We start from the raw sequence: 18,470 nt of genomic DNA, 5'->3' as shown, positions 1-18,470 counted from the left end.
TTGTAACGTAGGGCTGATTTTCGAGCTTGCGCCCCGTAGGGCAAGGCAACTTGTACCAATCTACGTCGTTATGAAATTTCGACTTAGAATGACTAGGCTTCAATTTTATGCCTAGTATCTCGGCACAATTTGCCTTGCTGACTTTGCATCTCGAAGTATCATGGGTATAGAGCAACGCATTAAAATGTCATGTTGGATGCGTTGCGCTAATGTTGAGGATAGTAATCGTTAAAAAACAGTTTATTACAATTAATTAAAGGAATAATGATGATATTACGTTCTGTTTTACCGAGCTTGATGGTGGTTTTCCTGCTATTGGTTCAAATCAATAAATCACATGCAGAGCAATCGACTCCGCCACAAGAGCCGTTCTTTTCATTGAAAGAGATAAAAAATGCACAGAAAAAAGAGCTGATGCCTGTGCAGTATTTACAAGCAAGTGATGAGACCTCTTTAGCCTTCCGTGCTTATCTGCCGCGACACGCTCAAGCCATTTTAATTTTTTACCACGGTGCGGGTGCGCATAGTGGACTTTCCTATAACCATATAGGTGCTGGCTTACGCGATGACTTTGAAATAGCGGTGTATATGCCAGATTTAAGAGGGCATGGAAGCTCTGGCGGCGCGCGAGGTGATGCCCCGAGTGATGAACAAGTTTGGTCTGATATTAATGCTATCGTTAAGCATGTCCGTGTGCAGTATCCCTCTCTTCCTCTCTTTATTGGCGGGCATTCAGGAGGAGCGGGTCTGGCGCTTAATTATTCAAGTTGGGAGCAACGCGCCGCTATTGATGGTTATCTGTTTCTCGCCCCCTATTTTGGATTCCGCTCTGAAACCAGTCACGATCAAGATAAAAATGGCGGATATACGTTTTCGAGCGTAAATGTTTCAGACTTTGTGATAAATACCATGAGTGGAGGGTTATTTTTAGGCCATGCAAAAGCGGTAAAATTCAATTTTCCAAAGCGAATTTTAGAAAAAAATCCAGAAATTGTCCCCTTTAACACCGTCAATATGTCAAAAGCCGTCACCCCTTATTCGCCTGATACGCAATTCTCTGCATTACAGCAGTTTGGGTTGTGGATTGGAGAGAAAGATGAAGCGTTTGACCCCGTAAAAGTGACTCTTTTTGCACAAAAAAATAGCGCTATAAACACGCAGAAGGAGATAAAAATAGTTGAGGGAGAGAATCACTTTTCTATTATTTTAAAAGCCTCTCAGTTTATGGGTTTATGGATAACTCGCACTATTAATCAGGTAAATTAACCTTTATCAGTTTGGCCTTGTTCTAAAACTACCTTGTTCGCTCTTACTAAAAGTGAGTAATGCAGTTGCCAAGTGAATTGCTATTAACCAAAATCATTAGCACGGCTAAAGATCCATAAACAAAGATACCTGCGACACACAGGGTCTAAAGTTTACGATGTATTTTGTTTTTCTAGCAATTTTTGTTTAATAAAATCAATGAATACCCGATTTTTATTTGGCATATATTTTGTTTGTACAAATTGCAGGCAGACATTTCCATGGTAGTTGCCTTGCGGTTTCCAATCCGTTAATAAGGCAATTAACTGTCCTGCTTCAATCGCTTGTTTGGCAATATAATCGGGCAATGAACCAATGCCAAAACCTTGCTTTATGGCATCTCGTCGCATCTCACTGTGGTTGACTAAATAGGGGCCACTCACTTGCACTGTGGTGTGTTGGTTGTTATTAATAAATTGCCAGCGATTATCGGTGGCATTCTCGCCTAAACAGATACAAGCGTGATTTTTTAAATCATCAGGATGCAAAGGTGCAGGGTGTGTTTGTAAATATTCAGGGCTGGCACACAATACTTGTCCGACTCTGCCGAGCTTAATATTGACCAGTGATTCGATGGGGAGATCATTAATATGGATTAAAAAATCAATTGCATCGTGGATAGGATCTAACAACTTATCGGTTACTTTTAGGTGCAACTGAATATCAGGATACATTTTTAAAAATTGCACAAAGAGGGGACGTAATACGTGATTTGCAAGTGATTTTGGCGCCGCAATTCTTAATAAACCACTCACTGTTGATGTCGTTGAGGTGCTTGCACTTACCGCTTGCTCTGCTGCTTCCACCATCTGTTTACAAGAAGTAAAAGTCACTTGTCCTGATTCAGTTAACGCCAACTGTCGCGTAGTACGCTGTAATAACTTGATACCTAATGCATCTTCTAATCGACTGATCTGTCTACTTACCGCTGAAGGTGTGACCCCTAATTGTTTGGCTGCTTTACTGAAGTTTCCTTGCTCTACAACAGTCACAAAAACAGCCATATCAGCAAGTAGAGGAATAATTTTATTTGTGTTCATTGGGCATAAGTCCTATTACAAATGAGTGTATTGTTTTAAATATCTCATAAATCATAATGTATACCTATGAAAGAGTCGTTATTTTAATAATAGGGAGAAGTAGGCATGGTGTTATTAATTAATACGTTTATGGCAGAAATTATTGCAGTGACGAGCATCGCTATTTTGATGGCGGTGATCCCCGGTGTCGATTTTGTGATGGTGACACGTACCAGTATTCGTAATGGACGTTTAGCAGGATTATACACAACATTAGGCGTGTGTTTGTCGATTTGTATTCACGCGAGTTACTCCATTGCAGGGCTGGCGGTGGTGATTGCCAACTCTGAGTGGTTATTTTCAATCATTAAATATGCTGGTGCCGCTTATCTTATGGTTATCGCTTGGCAGTTATTAACCACGCGTGCATTATTAAACAATGATCAAGGAGTCGACGTTACACCAATCTCACATTTTGGTGCATTACGTTTAGGTTTTATTAGCAATATATTAAACCCTAAAGCGCCGATCTTCTTTATCAGTATCTTTACCCAAGTGGTTTCTTTGCAGACCCCGTTAATCATGCAAATAGGTTATGGGTTAATTATCGTGCTAGCGCATCTCATTTGGTTTGGTTGTGTTGCCTTATTACTTTCGCAGCCCAGCTTGTTACCGCGCTTTAATAAACATAAACAAAAAATAGATAAAGGGGCGGGTATTCTGCTGATTTTATTTGCTGTTAATTTGAGTTTTATGGCGGGGGGATAAAATGAATGCGCTTGCATTTATGCGCAACAAAAACAGTGATATAGTTGATCCTTATTTGAATATCACTCTCTATATATAAGAAACTATTTATGAACTACTTACCTTGCGTTGAAGTTGAACCCCAAAATGAGGCAACCGCTTCCGTTATTTGGTTACATGGTTTGGGGGCCGATGGCCATGATTTTGAATCTATTGTAGCGGAATTAAAGTTACCCAAAGCGCTGGCTATTCGTTTTGTCTTCCCACATTCACCCTCGATACCGGTCACTATTAATGGTGGTATGGTGATGCCAGCATGGTACGATATTTTGGATATGAGCATTGAACGCAAAGTCGACATTAAACAGTTAACGATTTCAGCAATCGCGGTTCAAGCACTCATTGATCGTGAAATTGAACGGGGTATTAATGCTAATCGCATTATTCTTGCTGGATTTTCTCAGGGTGGGGCGGTTGCTTATCAAGCCGCATTAACTTATGCGCAACCATTAGCGGGTTTACTGGCGATGTCGACCTATTTTGCCACTAAAGCATCCATCCAGATAAACGACAGCAATAAGCAGCTTAATATCTGTATTATGCACGGTAGTCAAGATCCTGTTGTTGCGCCACAATTAGGAGAACAAGCTCAACAAGCGTTAATTAACATTGGATTTCAGCCAAGCTATCAGTTATATACAATGGCGCACAGTGTTTGTGAAAAACAGATTGCCGACATTTCACAATGGTTACAAGCACGTTTACAGTGCTAAATATTAACGGATAACATAGCAGATGGGATCTCTATAACCTCTGCCTATTATGCTAAGCTTTATTGATGAACTCTTATTTTAAAATATTACCCACCTGTTTTTTGTTAGTTTCTTTACAGTTACTTTCTGGTTGTGTCATTGTGCATCAGGAACAACAAGAGTCACAATCAACGCTAAATATTGACGTTACATTGAATCAATACAAGCAAAGTAGTTTCAAGCAAGTTGAGGCTACTTTTTTTACTCACCAATCCAGCGCGTTGGTCTTTAGAGTGTTATCCGATATCGATAAAACATCGCAATGGTTGCAACGGGTGGACAGTTTAAAAGTATTGGCCGTTTATAATAATCACCAATATCTATTGCGCACCATTATCAATAGCCCATGGCCATTTCAAAATCGCGAACTGATCACTTGTGTGGATACTTTATTTGCAGAAAACATCACCACCATTAAGATTTTTTCATGCACTGATCGCGTGCCTCTCGATGATCGGTATGTGCGTTTGTCCCACGTTGAATCACGTTGGACGATAAAAAAAATAACGGCTTCATTAGTCGAGGTTAATTATAAAGCGTGGCTTGATCCCGCCGGTATCGTTCCTGCTTTTATCTTCAATAGTGAATTAATTGAGAGTACTGAAGTTGACTTGAAAAAATTGCAAACACTCATTGAGCATGCCTCATTAGCGCAATATCCATATTAAGGGTTTTTATTCACTGCTTTGTCCCCGTTATTATTGAAAATGTACAATTCAGTTAGTGTTGAGGTGAATAGGCCCATTTTTAAGAGGTAGGAATCTCATGCTTCATTGTGGTTTCTGACACACTATCTGCGCAATGGCGCGATCGGGGTTATGTTTAATCCCCTCGAAATAGTGCAAACATTCCCAGCCATAAAACATCTCTTTTAGCTCGTTAGGCTGTAATAAAAAAGCGTCTCTATTGGGTCTGCCAAATTGTCTGTTCTCGGTGGTGAAAGTTTCATAGATAACAAATCCGCCGGGCTCAACCGCAGCTTTTATCTGCGTCATTAATGGCCGATGCAGATAACGAAAGACTAAAATTGCTTGGTAACTACTCGCGTTTAAAACCTGCTCGTTTGTTTCAAGATCAACTTCTGTACAGTTGTGTTTTTTAATCTGTTGCTCTGTTTGTAATTGATTCAGTGCAATACTGTTTTTATCTAAAAACTGCACAGGAAAACCTTGTTGATGAAGATATAAACCGTTACGGCCACTGCCACAAGCCAGATCAAGTATTGGTTTTCCTTGAGCTTTAAACAGGGTTTTAAATTGTGGTAATAGTGGAGAATGAGGCATCAGTTTAGTGCCTCAATTAATGCTTTGATATTTTTGAGGGGATGAATGATTTGCCCTGCTTTCACAAACTGCAACATAGATTTATGATAAGCCACCGCGGGAATGAAAATCTGTTTTTTGCCATGACTAAGCGCTTCGCGCACACGTGGGACGATTTGTGCTACTTGGCGAAGTTCGCCTGTTAGTGCAACTTCGCCAATAAAAACAGAATCTTCAGGCAGTGGTTTGGAGTTGATTGAGCTTAGTAGCGCAGCGGTAACGGCCATGTCCGTTGACGTTTCAGAATCCGCCATTTTAAGACCACCGACTAAACTGATATTAATATCGTAATAGGTGGGAATGCCACCGTGTTTTTTTAGCACGGCGGTAATGAGTGATAAACGACTATAGGAAACACCTATACAGTTACGAATCGATTTTTCACCCTCGACCTCGGTGGCAAGCGCTTGGATCTCAATTAAAAGGTTACGTGATCCATCTTTGATTACTGAAATAGCAGAGCCTTCAAAATGCTCTTCACTGCCTGATAAAAATAGACGACTAGGATTATCAACAGAGCGCATGCCAAATTCGGTCATCTGAAAAATGCCCACTTGCTCAGTGTCACCAAAACGGTTTTTATCGGCGCGTAAAATACGCACTGATGCATCGTTGACTTCAATGTGAATGGCCGTGTCGATGATATGTTTGAGTGTTTGTGGGCCGGCCATTTGTGAGTTTTTATTAACTTGTCCGACTAAAATAAGGGTGATGCCATGCTGTTTACATAAGCGGTTTAATATTTTGGCACAGGTTTTTACTTGTGTGACCCCTCCTGCAGTGCCATCCACTGAATTTGACTCAAACGCTTGAATGGAATCAGCAATAACAAATTTAATATTGTTTTCAAGGCACTGATCGACAATCTCTTCAATACTGTCAGTATCAGAGAGCATAAAATTAGCGTCATTAAAGTTGAGTTTTAAGCGCTCAATGGCGCGTTTTGCCCACTGGCTTAAACTCTCTTCCGCAGTCACATACAGGGTATTCATATTTTGTGACATTACCTCTGCTACTTTGGTGAGTAGGGTCGTTTTACCGGAGCCCGGATCGCCACTGATAAGTACCACCGAGCCAAGGGTAATACCACCACCCAATACTCTGTCAAGCTCAGAAAGCCCAGTGCTAATACGCGCAGCGTTTTCAACTTGTACGTCACTAATACGTTGCACACCTGTGTTTGCCCCCGTATAACCCCCTTGGTTATTGCGTTTAAAGGCTGCGTTTACTGATTTACTGGTGCTAGATGCTTCACGAAATTCGGTAATGGTATTCCATGCTTTACATTCACTACATTGCCCCTGCCATTTGGTAAAATCAGCGCCACAATCACTGCATACATAGGCGATTTTTGTTTTTGCTTTAGCCATGATTTCTCTCTTTAATTCAGGTCTTCTATCTGTTCATTAAATTGTTTAATTGCATTTTGACACTCGTTAAACGAGTAACCACGCGAGATTAAAAAACGTTTTGCTTTATCTTGTGTTTTTTTTCCATCTATTTGAACGCTAAATTTTTTATTTAACAGCATAAACGCATCAGCCACTGCATCATAATCTTCGATGGGAAAGTGTTCATTATGATTTTCAATGGCAATAAAGATATGTTCAAAACAGTGGCCTTTATTTTGCAAAAAAACCATCACTTTTTGTTTTAAATGGGCATTTTCAATGCGCTCTTGATAACGTTTGTGTAGCAGTTGTGTCGCACTGTTAATGTAATCAAATTTATCTGTCTGGAAATGGATTTCACACTGTTGGTTGCTAATGCCTTTGAGTTGCAAATCACGTTGAATACGTTTAATGCCATAACCTTTATTTTGTGCACACCGCAGAAAACTGCAAATAAAACGATCATCATCAAGGTAAGCGTATTCATAACATTCACTGATAACGGCATCAATCCATGTTTGATTATCCGTTTTACGCGCAAGTTTATTACGCAGTTCATGTTCACTGTGATCACGTCTGCCTAAATGCCAAAAGGCAGAACGTTTCACGCCATTAATATCGGTGGCTGGTTTTATCGGTTTGTTGAAAGACATCTGTTCATCATCATTTTATTGGAAAGTTGGCATATCATTTATATATTTACTTAAAATTGAAGCATAACAGAAAATTAATAAACTAACTGAATAAGCAACTAGCATATACTCATGTTACCTCAATATGCTTTGTCAGGCACAAGCTCGACAATCAGAGCAAGACGTAGTATGAGGCAATTGTTATTCACTTTTCGATGACTGCAACGCAGGTCTGGTTTTCGAGCTTGAGCCCCGTAGGGCAATGCAACTTGTACCAATCTACGTCGTTATGAAGTTTCGACTTAGAATAACTAGGCTTCAACTTTATGCCTAGTATTTTGGCACAATTTTCCTTGCTGACTTTGCATCTTGAGGTACCATGAATATAGAGGAAGCGATGAAAATAAAACGTGTACTATTATCATCTGTTTTTTTTTATCTTTATATTGATAACTCATTACGTACAAGCAGAATGTATTGGTGTTGTTACTGCTGGTGGTGGTAAAGGTTTTTGGGCTGAGGTCAAAGAGGCGGGATGCAAGCAGGACAAGAGCTTGGAATCACTGTTTATGTAATGGGCACAAATAATGAATCTAATATTGCTATAGAGCGATTATTAATAAATCATGTTATTGAAAAGGGCTGTCTAGGATTGGTATTGGTGCAGAGCGAAAACCTTTGATTACAGAGTTAAAACAGAGAGGGATTTTAACGGTATTTATTGACCGAGATATCGGTGGTGAGCGCCTATCTGTTTTCAAAAAAGATAATTTCCCAGCAGGACGATTAGCTAATAAAAAGCGCTAAAAGACCAAGGGGAAATTGCCATATTTAGATATGATAAAGAGGTAAGTACCACCTCTGAGTGAGAGGCTGGATTTACTCAGAAGGTATTAAAAGCGGGACTTGAGATAGTGATTGATGAATCACTCGATGTAACGGTTGGCTCTGCACGGGAAAAAGCATTTTAAGTTTTTATGGGAGAAATGATTCATATCAGTTTTGATTCCAGTGAATTCATGATTAAAGCATTAATGACTCAGAACATAGATGTTTTTGTGGTGAAAACCCCTTTTTCTATGGGCTATCAAGGGGTATTTTCTGTTTACTACGTGATACAAGGAAAACGTATAAAAGCAAAAAATGATACTGGGATTATCTTTGTTAATCGGAAAAATATATCTTCGGAAAATGTAAAAAAGAAACTTAACTTACCCTAAGAAAAACGTATTGTTGTGATTGTTACTCTTAACCTTGTGTTAAGATCTTAGTTTTCCCTGTAAAAGTTTGATTCTAATATGCAAAAGCTTCCCTTTAATGTTTGGTTATTAATGATTGTTGGTGCCTTAGCGATGTCTGCTGCATCCATTGTTGTTTTTACTGGTGGTATCATTGGTAATGACTTAGCTCCCTCTGCAAATCTTGCGACACTTCCTCTTGCGTTAATGGTTGTTGGGACGGCTGTTGCGGTTATTCCTGTCACGCTGTTGATGCAACGTTTTGGGCGCAAAAAGATATTTATTGTCGGTGCTAATAAAAGTATTTTTGGTGCACTTGTTGCCAGTTATGCAATTAGCCAGAGTGCTTTCTGGCTCTTTTGTTTTGGGACTTTTATGTTAGGTGTCGGGCTTGCGTTTGTACAACAATATCGTTTTGCCGCGATGGAGAGTGTCGCACCTGATCAAATGGCCAATGCAGCGGCTAAAGTATTATTGGGTGGATTGGCTGCTGCGATTATCGGCCCTGAGTTAGCTTTATTGAGTAGGGATACGTTGTCTCAGCCTTTTGCAGGGGCTTATTTAGCATTAGCGGTGCTCTATTTTTTTGCCATGTTACTGTTGTTTTTATATCGACCGAATCACATTCAAGAGAAAATAACACCATCTTCAGGGCGTAAACTGTCACAAATTATCCAACAACCCATATTTTGGGTGGCATTACTTGCCGCTACTATTGGTTATGCACTGATGAGTTTTATTATGACAGCAACACCGATGAGTATGCATATCCATGATGGTTATAGTTTAAATGAGACTAAATGGGTCATTCAAAGCCACATCATGGCGATGTTTTTACCTTCATTTTTTAGTGGTTTTTTAATCACTCGTTATGGTGCTGCAAAAATGATGATGATGGGGTTATTCGCCTTTGCTTTATGCCTTATCATCGCGTTAGTCGATCGTAGCTTATTACATTATTGGTGTGCATTGATTTTGTTAGGCATTGGCTGGAACTTTCTTTTTGTGAGCGGAACAGCATTGTTACCACAAAGTTATCAAGCGAATGAACGTTTTAAAGTACAAGCGTTAAATGAGTTTTGTGTCTTTAGTGTACAAGCGGTTGCATCTCTCTCTTCGGGCTGGATCCTCTATCAATTTGGTTGGCAAACTCTATTATTAATCAGTTTTCCTATGTTGTTGGTAGTGATTGGTGCTATCTATTTTTGGAAAAGAGAAAAATCACTTAATTAATTTAATCTCATCAATATAAAGTGTGACGGCTGTTTTTAGTTTATACATATAAAAATCAATGCCTGCTATTTGTGTTAAGTCGATATTGCGCGCTTGCGGTTTTTGCTCAATATCAGTTAATTTAATGTGGTGTGTTGACCAACCTCTGCTTAGTTGCACTGTTATTGCAAAACGATATTTGCTACCTGAATGAGATTTGTCATAGTGCTTATCGGTAATAATAATACGCAAAGGTAATGTTTTTTCATGAGGGTTAAAAAAACGCAAGACGAGTTGCTGATAACCTTGTGCGTCAGGTTGCCAGTTACCATTAAAATAACGCAATACAACACGGCTTGCAGGTTGGCTAATAAAAGTAGCCTGCATCATGTTTTTATTCTTTTTATTCTGCTTTAGAAGCGTTAACGTGCCATCAGTCTTCCAGCGGGTAAGTGTTGTTTCATTGTAATAATTCGTTAAAATAGGAAAGTCTCTTATTAACCTGTATTCATCATATGCGGTTAAAAAAGTGGGGTGCATTAAGTAAAATAAAAGAGCAGTACAGAGTGCTTGCAAAGTTAGTTTCCACTTTTTAAAATGTGAAAAATTACCTCGGTATATTAAAATGGCGAGTGTACCAATATAGTTAAAAAAGATATCTTCAAGCTGTGCGGTACGAGAAAAAAAAGGTTGTATTAGTTCAATACTGATTCCCGCTATCAATGAGCTGATTGTTAGGAATGTAAACTGGTAAAAGAGAGAAGCGTGTTTGAGCTTTGGATAAAATATCAGCAGTAGTCCACCTAAAAAGGAAAACACCACAATATGGCCGATTGACCACAGCGTTAACATCAAACGTAAAGGGATAACATCTGGAACATCAATAAACAGCAGTGTTATTAATAGGCAACTTATTGCTGTTAGTGCTATTTTTTTTAACATAATTTGCATCAATAATGAAAGGCATGGCAGAATAAACAGCCTCGCATCACAATGCAATGGTAAATCAATAATGATTTTTAGAAAGTATCGTAATATTATTGAATGACTATTTCGTTTTACAGGAATTTTATGGACGTTTTAAATCAACAAGGGGAGATGATTGAGCTTGATACAGGTTTTCGTTTTTCTGATGCCTTTTTTTCGTTATTAGATTTTATCAAAACCCCCAGTTCAGAAGATGCATCACGTACGACCTGTGAGTCACAGTGTGCACTTTTTTATCGTGATATTATGAATTATGCGTTTGTTGATTCTCATAATCAGCACCTCGCCGATGGCCGTTTAGATTTAGCCAGCCAAAACCTCAATGAAATTAATAACCTTTCCCTTGATTATTTAACCGGTCTCAAGAAAAAAGAGTTTTTAAAACGCAAACTAGTAAGTCTTGAAGGCGAGGTTTATCTGGGAGAGCTTGCTGATTTTTCATTGATCATGTGTGATTTAGATAAATTTAAGGAGATCAATGATAATTTTGGACACTCTGCTGGTGATGATACCTTAGCGTTATTTGGTGTGTTGTTATTAGAAACACTGCGTCCCTCTGATTTTGCTTATCGTTATGGTGGAGAAGAGTTTCTGATTCTTCTGCCCGAAACGGGGTTAAAAGAGGCAACTTTGGTGGCAGAACGGCTACGTTTAGTGATTGAAGAGCGCCTACAGATAGGCAATTATGGACTCAATCAAGTGACGGCATTTGATCTGCCTAAATCTAAAATAGTTAACGATGAAGCTGATATTAATGATGCTTTCTTTTTAGCAAAAGATGTAACCTGTAGTTTTGGTGTGGCCAATTATCTCGACAATGATCAATCGACCGATACATTGTTTATAAAAGCGGATGAAAATTTATATATTGCGAAAGAGAATGGACGAAATCAAGTCTCAGCGTAATACCAAAGGTGTTTTTATTGCTGATCACTGATGGAAGTGAAACGTTAGTTTCGCCTTTGTACAGCTAAAGCAATACTTCTGAGTCTATTCTGTGATCATTTATTTAATGTGTTGTGCATGAACAGTGCTTGTAACTGCTCAGGATGATTTTTAATCTGTTTCATTGCTTGTTTAAAATAGCCACGCAGATATTTTTTCAAGTGCTTGGTCGCCTCTTTACTTTTTATCCCTTTTAAACGGCAAAACAGTGCCAATGCAAACACCATTTTATCTTCTGATAAACTTGCGTGGCGATTTGCGTCTGCGTTATAACAGCGCCCACAACTGCCTCTAAAAGTATACGCTGAGTTTGCCATTAAAATGCCAAACCCCATCAATACGGTTAAAATTTCGGTGGCTTCTGCGAAGTATTGCTTTCCTCCTAACGGTACTAACTGCGATTGTGCAACTAAGTGTTGGCTAATATAGTGTGCAAAACTGGCACTGAGATCTTCTGGTTTCAATGTTTGATTAAGGTTATAGGTGATGGTCAACGGAAATTCACTGATAAGGGCGGGTAGCCCCTGCTGTGATGAATCACGCTTTATACCTGCGCTAAAATGAAAATTTAGAAAAGGCGGTGGTTGACTCTCAACGTTTGCTGGGTGTACTAGTTGCATTGGCCAGTGCGTAAGCCCTGTATATTTGAGTGTGGCAGTAAATACGGTGCTTGCCATCGCTTGGTGACTATCAATATTACCTGGGAAAAATTGGTCACTGGGCTGAATTAATAGCGTGCGCTGGAAAAATTCTTCGCTATCAAAGTGTTCCATAGCCCAGTTAAAGGTATTAAATATCCATCGTGCATCATCGTCCGTGAGCAGTGGTTTTGTTTTAAAAAAATTAAACATGAGGTCCTTCTCAAATAAAATCAGGTGAAAAATAATAGCTTATTGTCAGTGAGGTTGTTGTGAACCACTATGTGTTTAACTTTTTTTGTATGACAAATAACCGTTGCCCTAATAAAATCGCTGCCACGGTTAAACCCACAGAAATACCTATCCAAAATCCTTTTGCACCTAATGGCTCGATAACTAAATCGGTCATGGCAAGCAGGTAACCCAGTGGTAAACCGACGATCCAATAAGCGATAAAGGTACGTGTGAAAATAGCGGTCATCTCTTTATAACCACGCAACGCACCAGCAGCTACAACTTGAATTGCATCTACACATTGATAAAGTGCCGCAAAAAACATCAGTGTGATCGCCAGTTGAATCACCTCTGGGTTATCGGTATAGAGCAGTGCGATATCTTCTTTAAAGATAATCGTTAATAGTGCGGTGATCATAGAAAGTCCTAAACCTACGACTAAGCCTGAATAGGTGGCAATTTTAGCACCTTGGTTATTGTTCTGACCTAAGTTAAAACCAACGCGGATACTTACCGCACTGGCGATGCTCATTGGTAGCATAAATACCATACTTGAAAAATTCATGGCGATTTGATGAGAAGCCACCACCAATGCGCCTAATGGCGCCACTAAAACAGCGATACCTGCAAAAATGGTAATCTCAAAAAACATCGCGATAGCAACAGGAAGTCCCAATTTTGCAATAGAGAACAGTGGCTTAAGTTGTGGTTTTGAAAACGCTTTAAACAGTGGAAATGGGTGTAACTTTTTACTGATAAAAACGTAGAAAGTGAGTGCTGCTAACATAAACCAATAAACCAGTGTGGTTGCAACCCCACAGCCGACACCACCCATTGCGGGTATGCCAAATTGGCCATAAACAAAGATATAATTTAGGGGGATATTAACTAATAAACCGGTGAAACCGATCACCATCGCGGGTTTAGTTAGTGACAATCCTTCTACATAATTGCGCAACGCTTGAAACAATAAAAAGGCAGGTACCGCGGGTAATACCGCATAGAGGTAGTGTGTAGTAATACGTTTTAAGTCAGGTTCAATCGCCATCATATTCACAAGGCTGCCTGCGTTATAAAGTACAACAATAATGGGAATGGAAAGTAACAACGCAAGGTATAACCCCTGTTGGCCTGTTTTGGGGATCTCATCTAATTTATTTGCACCGTGGGCTTGTGCAATTAATGGAATTAACGCCATTAACACACCCACGCCAAATAGAATACAGGGTAGCCAAATACTGGCTGCAATAGAAACCGCAGCCATATCATTAGCGCTAACGCCCCCCGCCATGACAGTATCAACAAAGCCCATTGCAGTTTGCGCAAATTGGGCAATAAAAAGTGGGGCACTTAGTTTAAGTATTTTACTAAGCTCTTGATAATAGGCGTGAGAATAAGGCACAAAAACTCCAATTGATAATAATGAAAGCAAAAGATCAGTCTATTCCTATCAAGGTAGTGCTGCAATGGACTTCTTAGATTTTTTAAGTAAAAAATAGGCACGATCAAACACATATATTTATAAAAAAGTTAAGCAAGATGTCACTGCCCGAGTAAACTCAATAAAATTATTGTTAAGGGGAAATTTATTATGGGGTTACAAACACTTAAACACTTCTTTAATCCTAAATCTATCGCGGTCATTGGCGCGTCAGTTTTACCTCATCGTGCTGGGTATTTAGTGATGAATAATCTACTTGCTGAAGGCTTTAATGGCCCAATCATGCCGGTTTCCCCCAAATACAGATCGGTGCATGGCGTGTTAGCTTACAAAACCATTAGTGATCTTCCGATTACTCCTGAGCTTGCGGTTATCTGCACTAATGAATTTCGACTTGCAGACATTTTAATTGCGTTGGCGAAAAAAGGCTGTAAATCTGTGATTGTGGTGACCACAACAAGTGATGAAAAAGTGGCTGAGCAGGTGTATGCATTGGCTAAAAAACTGAGTATTCGTCTGCTTGGGATGAGTAGTTTAGGCATTATCAACCCCTATACGCAGGTTAATGCCAGCCTTGCACATTGCAGTGCGCTAAAAGGCAATATCGCTTTTGTTTCACAATCTGCGGCTGTGTGCACCACGGTACTGGATTGGGCAAACAGCAAACAGATCGGTTTTTCTGCGTTTATCTCACTGGGTGACGCACAAGATATCTCTTTTGCAGAGTTATTAGATTACCTTGCCCGTGACAGTAAAACGCACTCTATTCTTCTGTACATTGATAGCATCGCCGATGCGCGTGAGTTTTTATCAGCTGCACGTGCGATCGCACAGCATAAATCAGTGTTAGTGATTAAATCGGGTAGCTCACTGCTTGGCGCAAAAGCAGCCGCTTTACACAGTAAAGGGAAATTTGGTCATGACAGTGTTTATGATGCTGCCATTAAACGTGCAGGTATGTTGCGTGTGCATGACTTGCACGAACTGTTTGCTGCGGTGGAAACCTTAGCCTATTCTAATTATCTGCATGGTGAGCGTTTAGCGATTATCACTAACGGTGGTGGATTAGGCATTTTAGCGGTGGATAATTTGGTCAGTGAAGGAGGGCGCTTAGCAGAACTAGATGCGCCTTTATTAGCAAAATTAGATAGCTGTTTACCGAAAAATTGGTCGCGTAATAACCCCATTGATATGATCGGCGATGCCGATCCCAAACGTTATGCCACGGCATTAACTCACTTGATGGACAGTGACCAAGTAGATGCGATTTTAATTATGCACTCGCCCTCTGCACTTTCAGACAGCGAAAACAGCGCGCAAGCCATTATCGATGTAATAGCGAAACACCCGAAACGTAAACAGGTGAATATTTTAACTAACTGGACGGGGGAAGATGCGGCAAAACCTGCAAGGCAGATGTTCGCGAAGGCAAAAATTCCAACCTTCAGAACACCTAAAGGGGCGGTCACTGCATTTATGCATCTAGTACAATATCGTCGTAATAAAAAACTGTTGTTAGAAACGCCCACCACGTTACCTGAAAATCTGGTTTATGATAGCGAGTATGCCAATGATTATATTAAAAAAATCGTACACCCAGAGACATTAACAACCAAGCTAGATACCTATTTAGCCACACCATTACTGAATGCTTATCATCTCAATACCATCGAAACAGAGGTTGCAGAGAATGAGGAGCAAGCGTTACAACAAGCTAAAAAGATAGGTTTTCCACTGGCGGTGAAAATTAACTCGCCCGATATTGAATATAAATCACAAGTGCATGGGGTGATGCTGAATATCAATAATCAACAAGAGTTGTTTTTAGGCTTAAACGCAATCAATAAACGGGTAAAAAGTATGTTGCCTGATGCGCGTTTAACCGGGTTTACACTGCAAAAAATGGTCGCCAGTGGCATCGGTTTAGAGCTACGTGTAATGATTAAACAAGATCCTATTTTTGGTCCTATTATCGCTATTTCACAGGAGAGTGACGCGCGTGATTTACAGACAACGTTAGAAAATGCAGTGGTTGCATTGCCTCCTTTAAATATGGCGTTAGCGCGCTATTTAATGATTCAAGGGATCAAAGATAAAAAAATCAAGATAAAACGTGCGGCCCAAGACTTTGATATGGATGCGGTGTGTTTGATGTTAACGCGTATTTCACAGCTGTTATTGGATAACCCTGAAATTAAAGATCTGGATCTAAACCCTGTATTAGTCATTGGTGATCAAGTGACTATTTTAGATAGCCAAATTCATCTTGCACTGGCAACAGAGGGGTATTTTGGACAATTTGCTATTAGCCCTTATCCAAAGCAGTTAGAAGAAACTATGTTGCTTAAAAATGGACAAACAATCTTAGTACGTCCTATTACTGCGGAAGATGAAGCGCGTCATCAAGTGTTTGATGCCGCATTAACAGAAGAAGATCGTTACAAACGTTATTTTTCACAGCGTGGTAAAATGACCCATGAGGAGATGGCGATCCTTACCCAAATCGATTATGAACGTGAGATGGCGTTTATTGCTGTACGACTCGATGAGTCGGGTGAGCAGGAGACCTTAGCGGTGGTCCGAGCTTCGATTGATTCTGACAACATTGATGCAGAGTTTGCCATGATAGTACGCTCAGACTTGCAAGGACTAGGGCTAGGTAAAATCCTGCTTGATAAACTCATTCGCTATCAAAAAAACAAAGGTACTACTTATTTAACGGGCATGACCATGCTCTCTAATGTGGGCATGGCAAACCTGGCTAAAAAACTGGGTTTTGAGGTTTCTCGTGATATTGAAGAGGGGGTGATTAATATGTCACTGACATTGTAATTGGGCTATTACCAAGCATTTTGGTCTTGATTTTAACTCTATGATTTTACTGGTGGGTGATGCAACAACAGTCACCAAGGTGGGTAAAAAAACATTTGGGATTGGCCGTTTCTTTTATTCAATCTACTCTCGACCTATTCCTGGAATTGCTTTTTAAACTTTATCACTGATCGATGTTAAAAGTCGTAAATCTTAGCCTATTTTGATAGAGAAAATGTTGCAAGTGAAGAATACTTCAAAAAATAAGAATGATGAAAAGAGCAAGGTTGAAGCTAAAAAAGCCCAGGGAGACCATCAGGTTCAAAAAATGTAGATAATAAAGATGTCGTCCTCAATGTAGAAATGACACAGGTTAAGTTAATGTTAAATAAGGTTATATCTATTCACTGTTTATGGTTAACCTGTCACAGGCTATGCGAAGTGACTCTAAAGGCGGTAGTATTTTAGATCTAACAGCACGACACTGCTCACTTCGTTACGCTAAAGAGGCATTTAAAATACTTACGGAAAATAGACAAGTAATTAAAATAGATCAAGCGTTATTGATAGTTCCTATACTTGGTAGGATTCACCATGAAAAAATGGCTACATAATGGCGAAGGTATTGATAATGAGGATGGTTTTAAAATAGAGCGTAGTATTGCAGGCGAGGATAATTTTGTTGTTATTACTACGGTTGCTAAAAATAGCTTCTCTTATAGAGATAAATCCCTTGAAGCAGAGCAAACTTACTGTTGTCGAATTAGTAGTTTTAACCAAATGGGCCGCGATACTGTTTGTCTGTCTATACCGTCAATGCTAGCCACTAATGCAAAGTGAGATATCCATGAACACCGATTTATTATACTAATTCATTATGTTTACTCACTTACAAAAAGCCACCTTAATCAAACGCTATAAACGTTTTCTTGCTGATGTTGTCTTTGCAGACGGCAGTGACAAAACTATTTATTGTGCAAATACGGGGGCGATGACGGGTTGTGCTGAAACGGGCGATACCATTTATTACAGCACCAGTGACAATTTAAAAAGGAAATATGCACACAGTTGGGAGCTGACATTAACCCAAGCGGGACATTGGATCTGCGTCAATACCGCTAAAGCCAACCAGCTAGTCGCAGAGGCACTGCAAAAGAGTGATATTTCTGAATTAGCAGGATATGAAAATATTCAAGCGGAAGTGAAATATGGCAGTGAGAATAGCCGTATCGATTTTTTGCTTAGTGCGCAAGACAAAGTGGATTGTTATGTTGAAGTGAAAAGTTGTACGTTATTACAGGAGGAATTTTCTGAGGGACAAGGTTTTTTCCCTGATGCCGTCACGCTCCGAGGCCAAAAACATCTGCGTGAATTGATTGAGATGAAGCAACAAGGTTATCGCAGTGTCTTACTGTTTGCGGTATTACATACGGGCATTAAAGCGGTCAAACCCGCTGCACATATTGATAAAAAGTATGCGCAATTGTTTGCACAGGCAAAGCAGGCCGGTGTTGAAGTTCTCTGTTATTATCCCGATTTCGTTCCTGAAACACTGATTAATACAACAGTTTAGCTCAGCAGATTTGTGGGGAAATGTAAAAAATAGGCTCTGTTGTAGCTAATTGTTGTCTATACTTATAAATAAGACTTAACTGATTAAAGGTACTCGCAATGAAGACTAAATTATTTGTAAGTAAGCTTAATCTAATCACAAAAGCACTTTTCTCTATGACACC

Annotated in this window: 19 protein-coding genes; 12 read left to right on the top strand and 7 right to left on the bottom strand. The window is 39.6% G+C overall.

Annotated features, from left to right (window positions below; translation table 11 throughout):
- Positions 1–264: 264 nt before the first annotated feature.
- On the top strand, positions 265–1,266 hold the full coding sequence (locus tag G322_RS0110515; protein WP_245542307.1) for an alpha/beta fold hydrolase: 1,002 nt from the start codon (positions 265–267) through the stop codon (positions 1,264–1,266).
- 152 nt (positions 1,267–1,418) lie between these two features.
- Here G322_RS0110515 and G322_RS0110510 read toward each other — a convergent pair whose 3' ends face one another.
- Positions 1,419–2,345: a LysR family transcriptional regulator gene (locus G322_RS0110510; RefSeq protein WP_022941746.1), complete on the bottom strand. Its 927-nt coding sequence runs from the start codon at positions 2,343–2,345 to the stop codon at positions 1,419–1,421.
- Between the two features lie 105 nt (positions 2,346–2,450).
- Between G322_RS0110510 and G322_RS0110505 the strand changes: the two genes are divergently transcribed.
- The 3 genes from G322_RS0110505 to G322_RS0110495 all read left to right on the top strand — a co-directional run bounded on the left by G322_RS0110505 (position 2,451) and on the right by G322_RS0110495 (position 4,551).
- On the top strand, positions 2,451–3,092 hold the full coding sequence (locus G322_RS0110505) for a LysE family translocator (protein WP_022941745.1): 642 nt from the start codon (positions 2,451–2,453) through the stop codon (positions 3,090–3,092).
- An 89-nt stretch (positions 3,093–3,181) separates the two neighbouring features.
- Positions 3,182–3,844 carry an alpha/beta hydrolase gene (locus tag G322_RS0110500; RefSeq protein WP_022941744.1) on the top strand — a complete coding sequence of 221 codons (663 nt, stop codon included), beginning with the start codon at positions 3,182–3,184 and terminating at the stop codon, positions 3,842–3,844.
- Between the two features lie 65 nt (positions 3,845–3,909).
- Positions 3,910–4,551: an SRPBCC family protein gene (locus G322_RS0110495; protein WP_022941743.1), complete on the top strand. Its 642-nt coding sequence runs from the start codon at positions 3,910–3,912 to the stop codon at positions 4,549–4,551.
- A 102-nt stretch (positions 4,552–4,653) separates the two neighbouring features.
- On the opposite strand, the gene G322_RS0110490 is transcribed toward G322_RS0110495, so the two are convergent.
- From G322_RS0110490 to G322_RS0110480, 3 genes are read right to left on the bottom strand one after another with little or no spacing between them, the layout of a single operon-like run.
- Positions 4,654–5,166, bottom strand: a complete 513-nt coding sequence (locus G322_RS0110490) for a methyltransferase domain-containing protein (RefSeq protein ID WP_022941742.1) — start codon at positions 5,164–5,166, stop codon at positions 4,654–4,656.
- Positions 5,166–6,575 carry a DNA repair protein RadA gene (gene radA, locus G322_RS0110485; RefSeq protein WP_022941741.1) on the bottom strand — a complete coding sequence of 470 codons (1,410 nt, stop codon included), beginning with the start codon at positions 6,573–6,575 and terminating at the stop codon, positions 5,166–5,168. The genes G322_RS0110490 and radA overlap by 1 nt, the downstream gene beginning before the upstream one ends.
- An 11-nt stretch (positions 6,576–6,586) precedes the next feature.
- Positions 6,587–7,249 carry a regulatory protein RecX gene (locus tag G322_RS0110480; protein WP_022941740.1) on the bottom strand — a complete coding sequence of 221 codons (663 nt, stop codon included), beginning with the start codon at positions 7,247–7,249 and terminating at the stop codon, positions 6,587–6,589.
- A gap of 514 nt (positions 7,250–7,763) precedes the next feature.
- Between G322_RS0110480 and G322_RS23365 the strand changes: the two genes are divergently transcribed.
- The 4 genes from G322_RS23365 to G322_RS0110460 all read left to right on the top strand — a co-directional run bounded on the left by G322_RS23365 (position 7,764) and on the right by G322_RS0110460 (position 9,699).
- Positions 7,764–7,910, top strand: coding sequence for a hypothetical protein (locus G322_RS23365; RefSeq protein ID WP_022941739.1), 147 nt, complete (start codon positions 7,764–7,766; stop codon positions 7,908–7,910).
- Entirely contained in the window at positions 7,907–8,035 is a 129-nt protein-coding gene (locus G322_RS24540; RefSeq protein WP_281166519.1) for a hypothetical protein, read from the top strand. Before G322_RS23365 ends, G322_RS24540 begins: the two co-directional genes overlap by 4 nt.
- Positions 8,036–8,214: 179 nt before the next feature.
- Entirely contained in the window at positions 8,215–8,448 is a 234-nt protein-coding gene (locus tag G322_RS0110465; protein WP_022941738.1) for a type 1 periplasmic-binding domain-containing protein, read from the top strand.
- Positions 8,449–8,526: 78 nt separating this feature from the next.
- Positions 8,527–9,699, top strand: coding sequence for an MFS transporter (locus G322_RS0110460; RefSeq protein WP_022941737.1), 1,173 nt, complete (start codon positions 8,527–8,529; stop codon positions 9,697–9,699).
- Here G322_RS0110460 and G322_RS0110455 read toward each other — a convergent pair.
- Positions 9,688–10,620: a VanZ family protein gene (locus G322_RS0110455; protein ID WP_022941736.1), complete on the bottom strand. Its 933-nt coding sequence runs from the start codon at positions 10,618–10,620 to the stop codon at positions 9,688–9,690. The genes G322_RS0110460 and G322_RS0110455 overlap by 12 nt on opposite strands.
- 129 nt (positions 10,621–10,749) lie before the next feature.
- Here G322_RS0110455 and G322_RS0110450 point away from each other — a divergent pair, with 129 nt between their 5' ends.
- Positions 10,750–11,571 carry a GGDEF domain-containing protein gene (locus tag G322_RS0110450; RefSeq protein ID WP_022941735.1) on the top strand — a complete coding sequence of 274 codons (822 nt, stop codon included), beginning with the start codon at positions 10,750–10,752 and terminating at the stop codon, positions 11,569–11,571.
- A gap of 95 nt (positions 11,572–11,666) precedes the next feature.
- On the opposite strand, the gene G322_RS0110445 is transcribed toward G322_RS0110450, so the two are convergent.
- Together G322_RS0110445 and G322_RS0110440 are read right to left on the bottom strand one after the other, a co-directional pair.
- Positions 11,667–12,461, bottom strand: coding sequence for a hypothetical protein (locus G322_RS0110445; RefSeq protein ID WP_022941734.1), 795 nt, complete (start codon positions 12,459–12,461; stop codon positions 11,667–11,669).
- Positions 12,462–12,528: 67 nt separating this feature from the next.
- Positions 12,529–13,884: an MATE family efflux transporter gene (locus G322_RS0110440; RefSeq protein ID WP_022941733.1), complete on the bottom strand. Its 1,356-nt coding sequence runs from the start codon at positions 13,882–13,884 to the stop codon at positions 12,529–12,531.
- A 189-nt stretch (positions 13,885–14,073) separates the two neighbouring features.
- Here G322_RS0110440 and G322_RS0110435 point away from each other — a divergent pair, with 189 nt between their 5' ends.
- From G322_RS0110435 to sfsA, 3 genes are all read left to right on the top strand, one after another.
- Positions 14,074–16,755, top strand: coding sequence for a bifunctional acetate--CoA ligase family protein/GNAT family N-acetyltransferase (locus G322_RS0110435; protein WP_022941732.1), 2,682 nt, complete (start codon positions 14,074–14,076; stop codon positions 16,753–16,755).
- A gap of 573 nt (positions 16,756–17,328) precedes the next feature.
- The gene (locus G322_RS0110420; RefSeq protein WP_022941729.1) at positions 17,329–17,574 is read left to right on the top strand and encodes a fibronectin type III domain-containing protein; all 246 of its coding nucleotides are present in this window, start codon (positions 17,329–17,331) and stop codon (positions 17,572–17,574) included.
- A gap of 37 nt (positions 17,575–17,611) precedes the next feature.
- Complete coding sequence (sfsA, locus tag G322_RS20500; protein ID WP_022941728.1) at positions 17,612–18,307, top strand: DNA/RNA nuclease SfsA; 696 nt, start codon at positions 17,612–17,614, stop codon at positions 18,305–18,307.
- Positions 18,308–18,470 lie beyond the last annotated feature (163 nt).

Source organism: Psychromonas hadalis ATCC BAA-638, assembly GCF_000420245.1.
Lineage (GTDB): Bacteria > Pseudomonadota > Gammaproteobacteria > Enterobacterales > Psychromonadaceae > Psychromonas > Psychromonas hadalis.
Note: the sequence above shows the minus strand (reverse complement) of the source record. Positions and strands in the feature narration are given on the sequence as shown.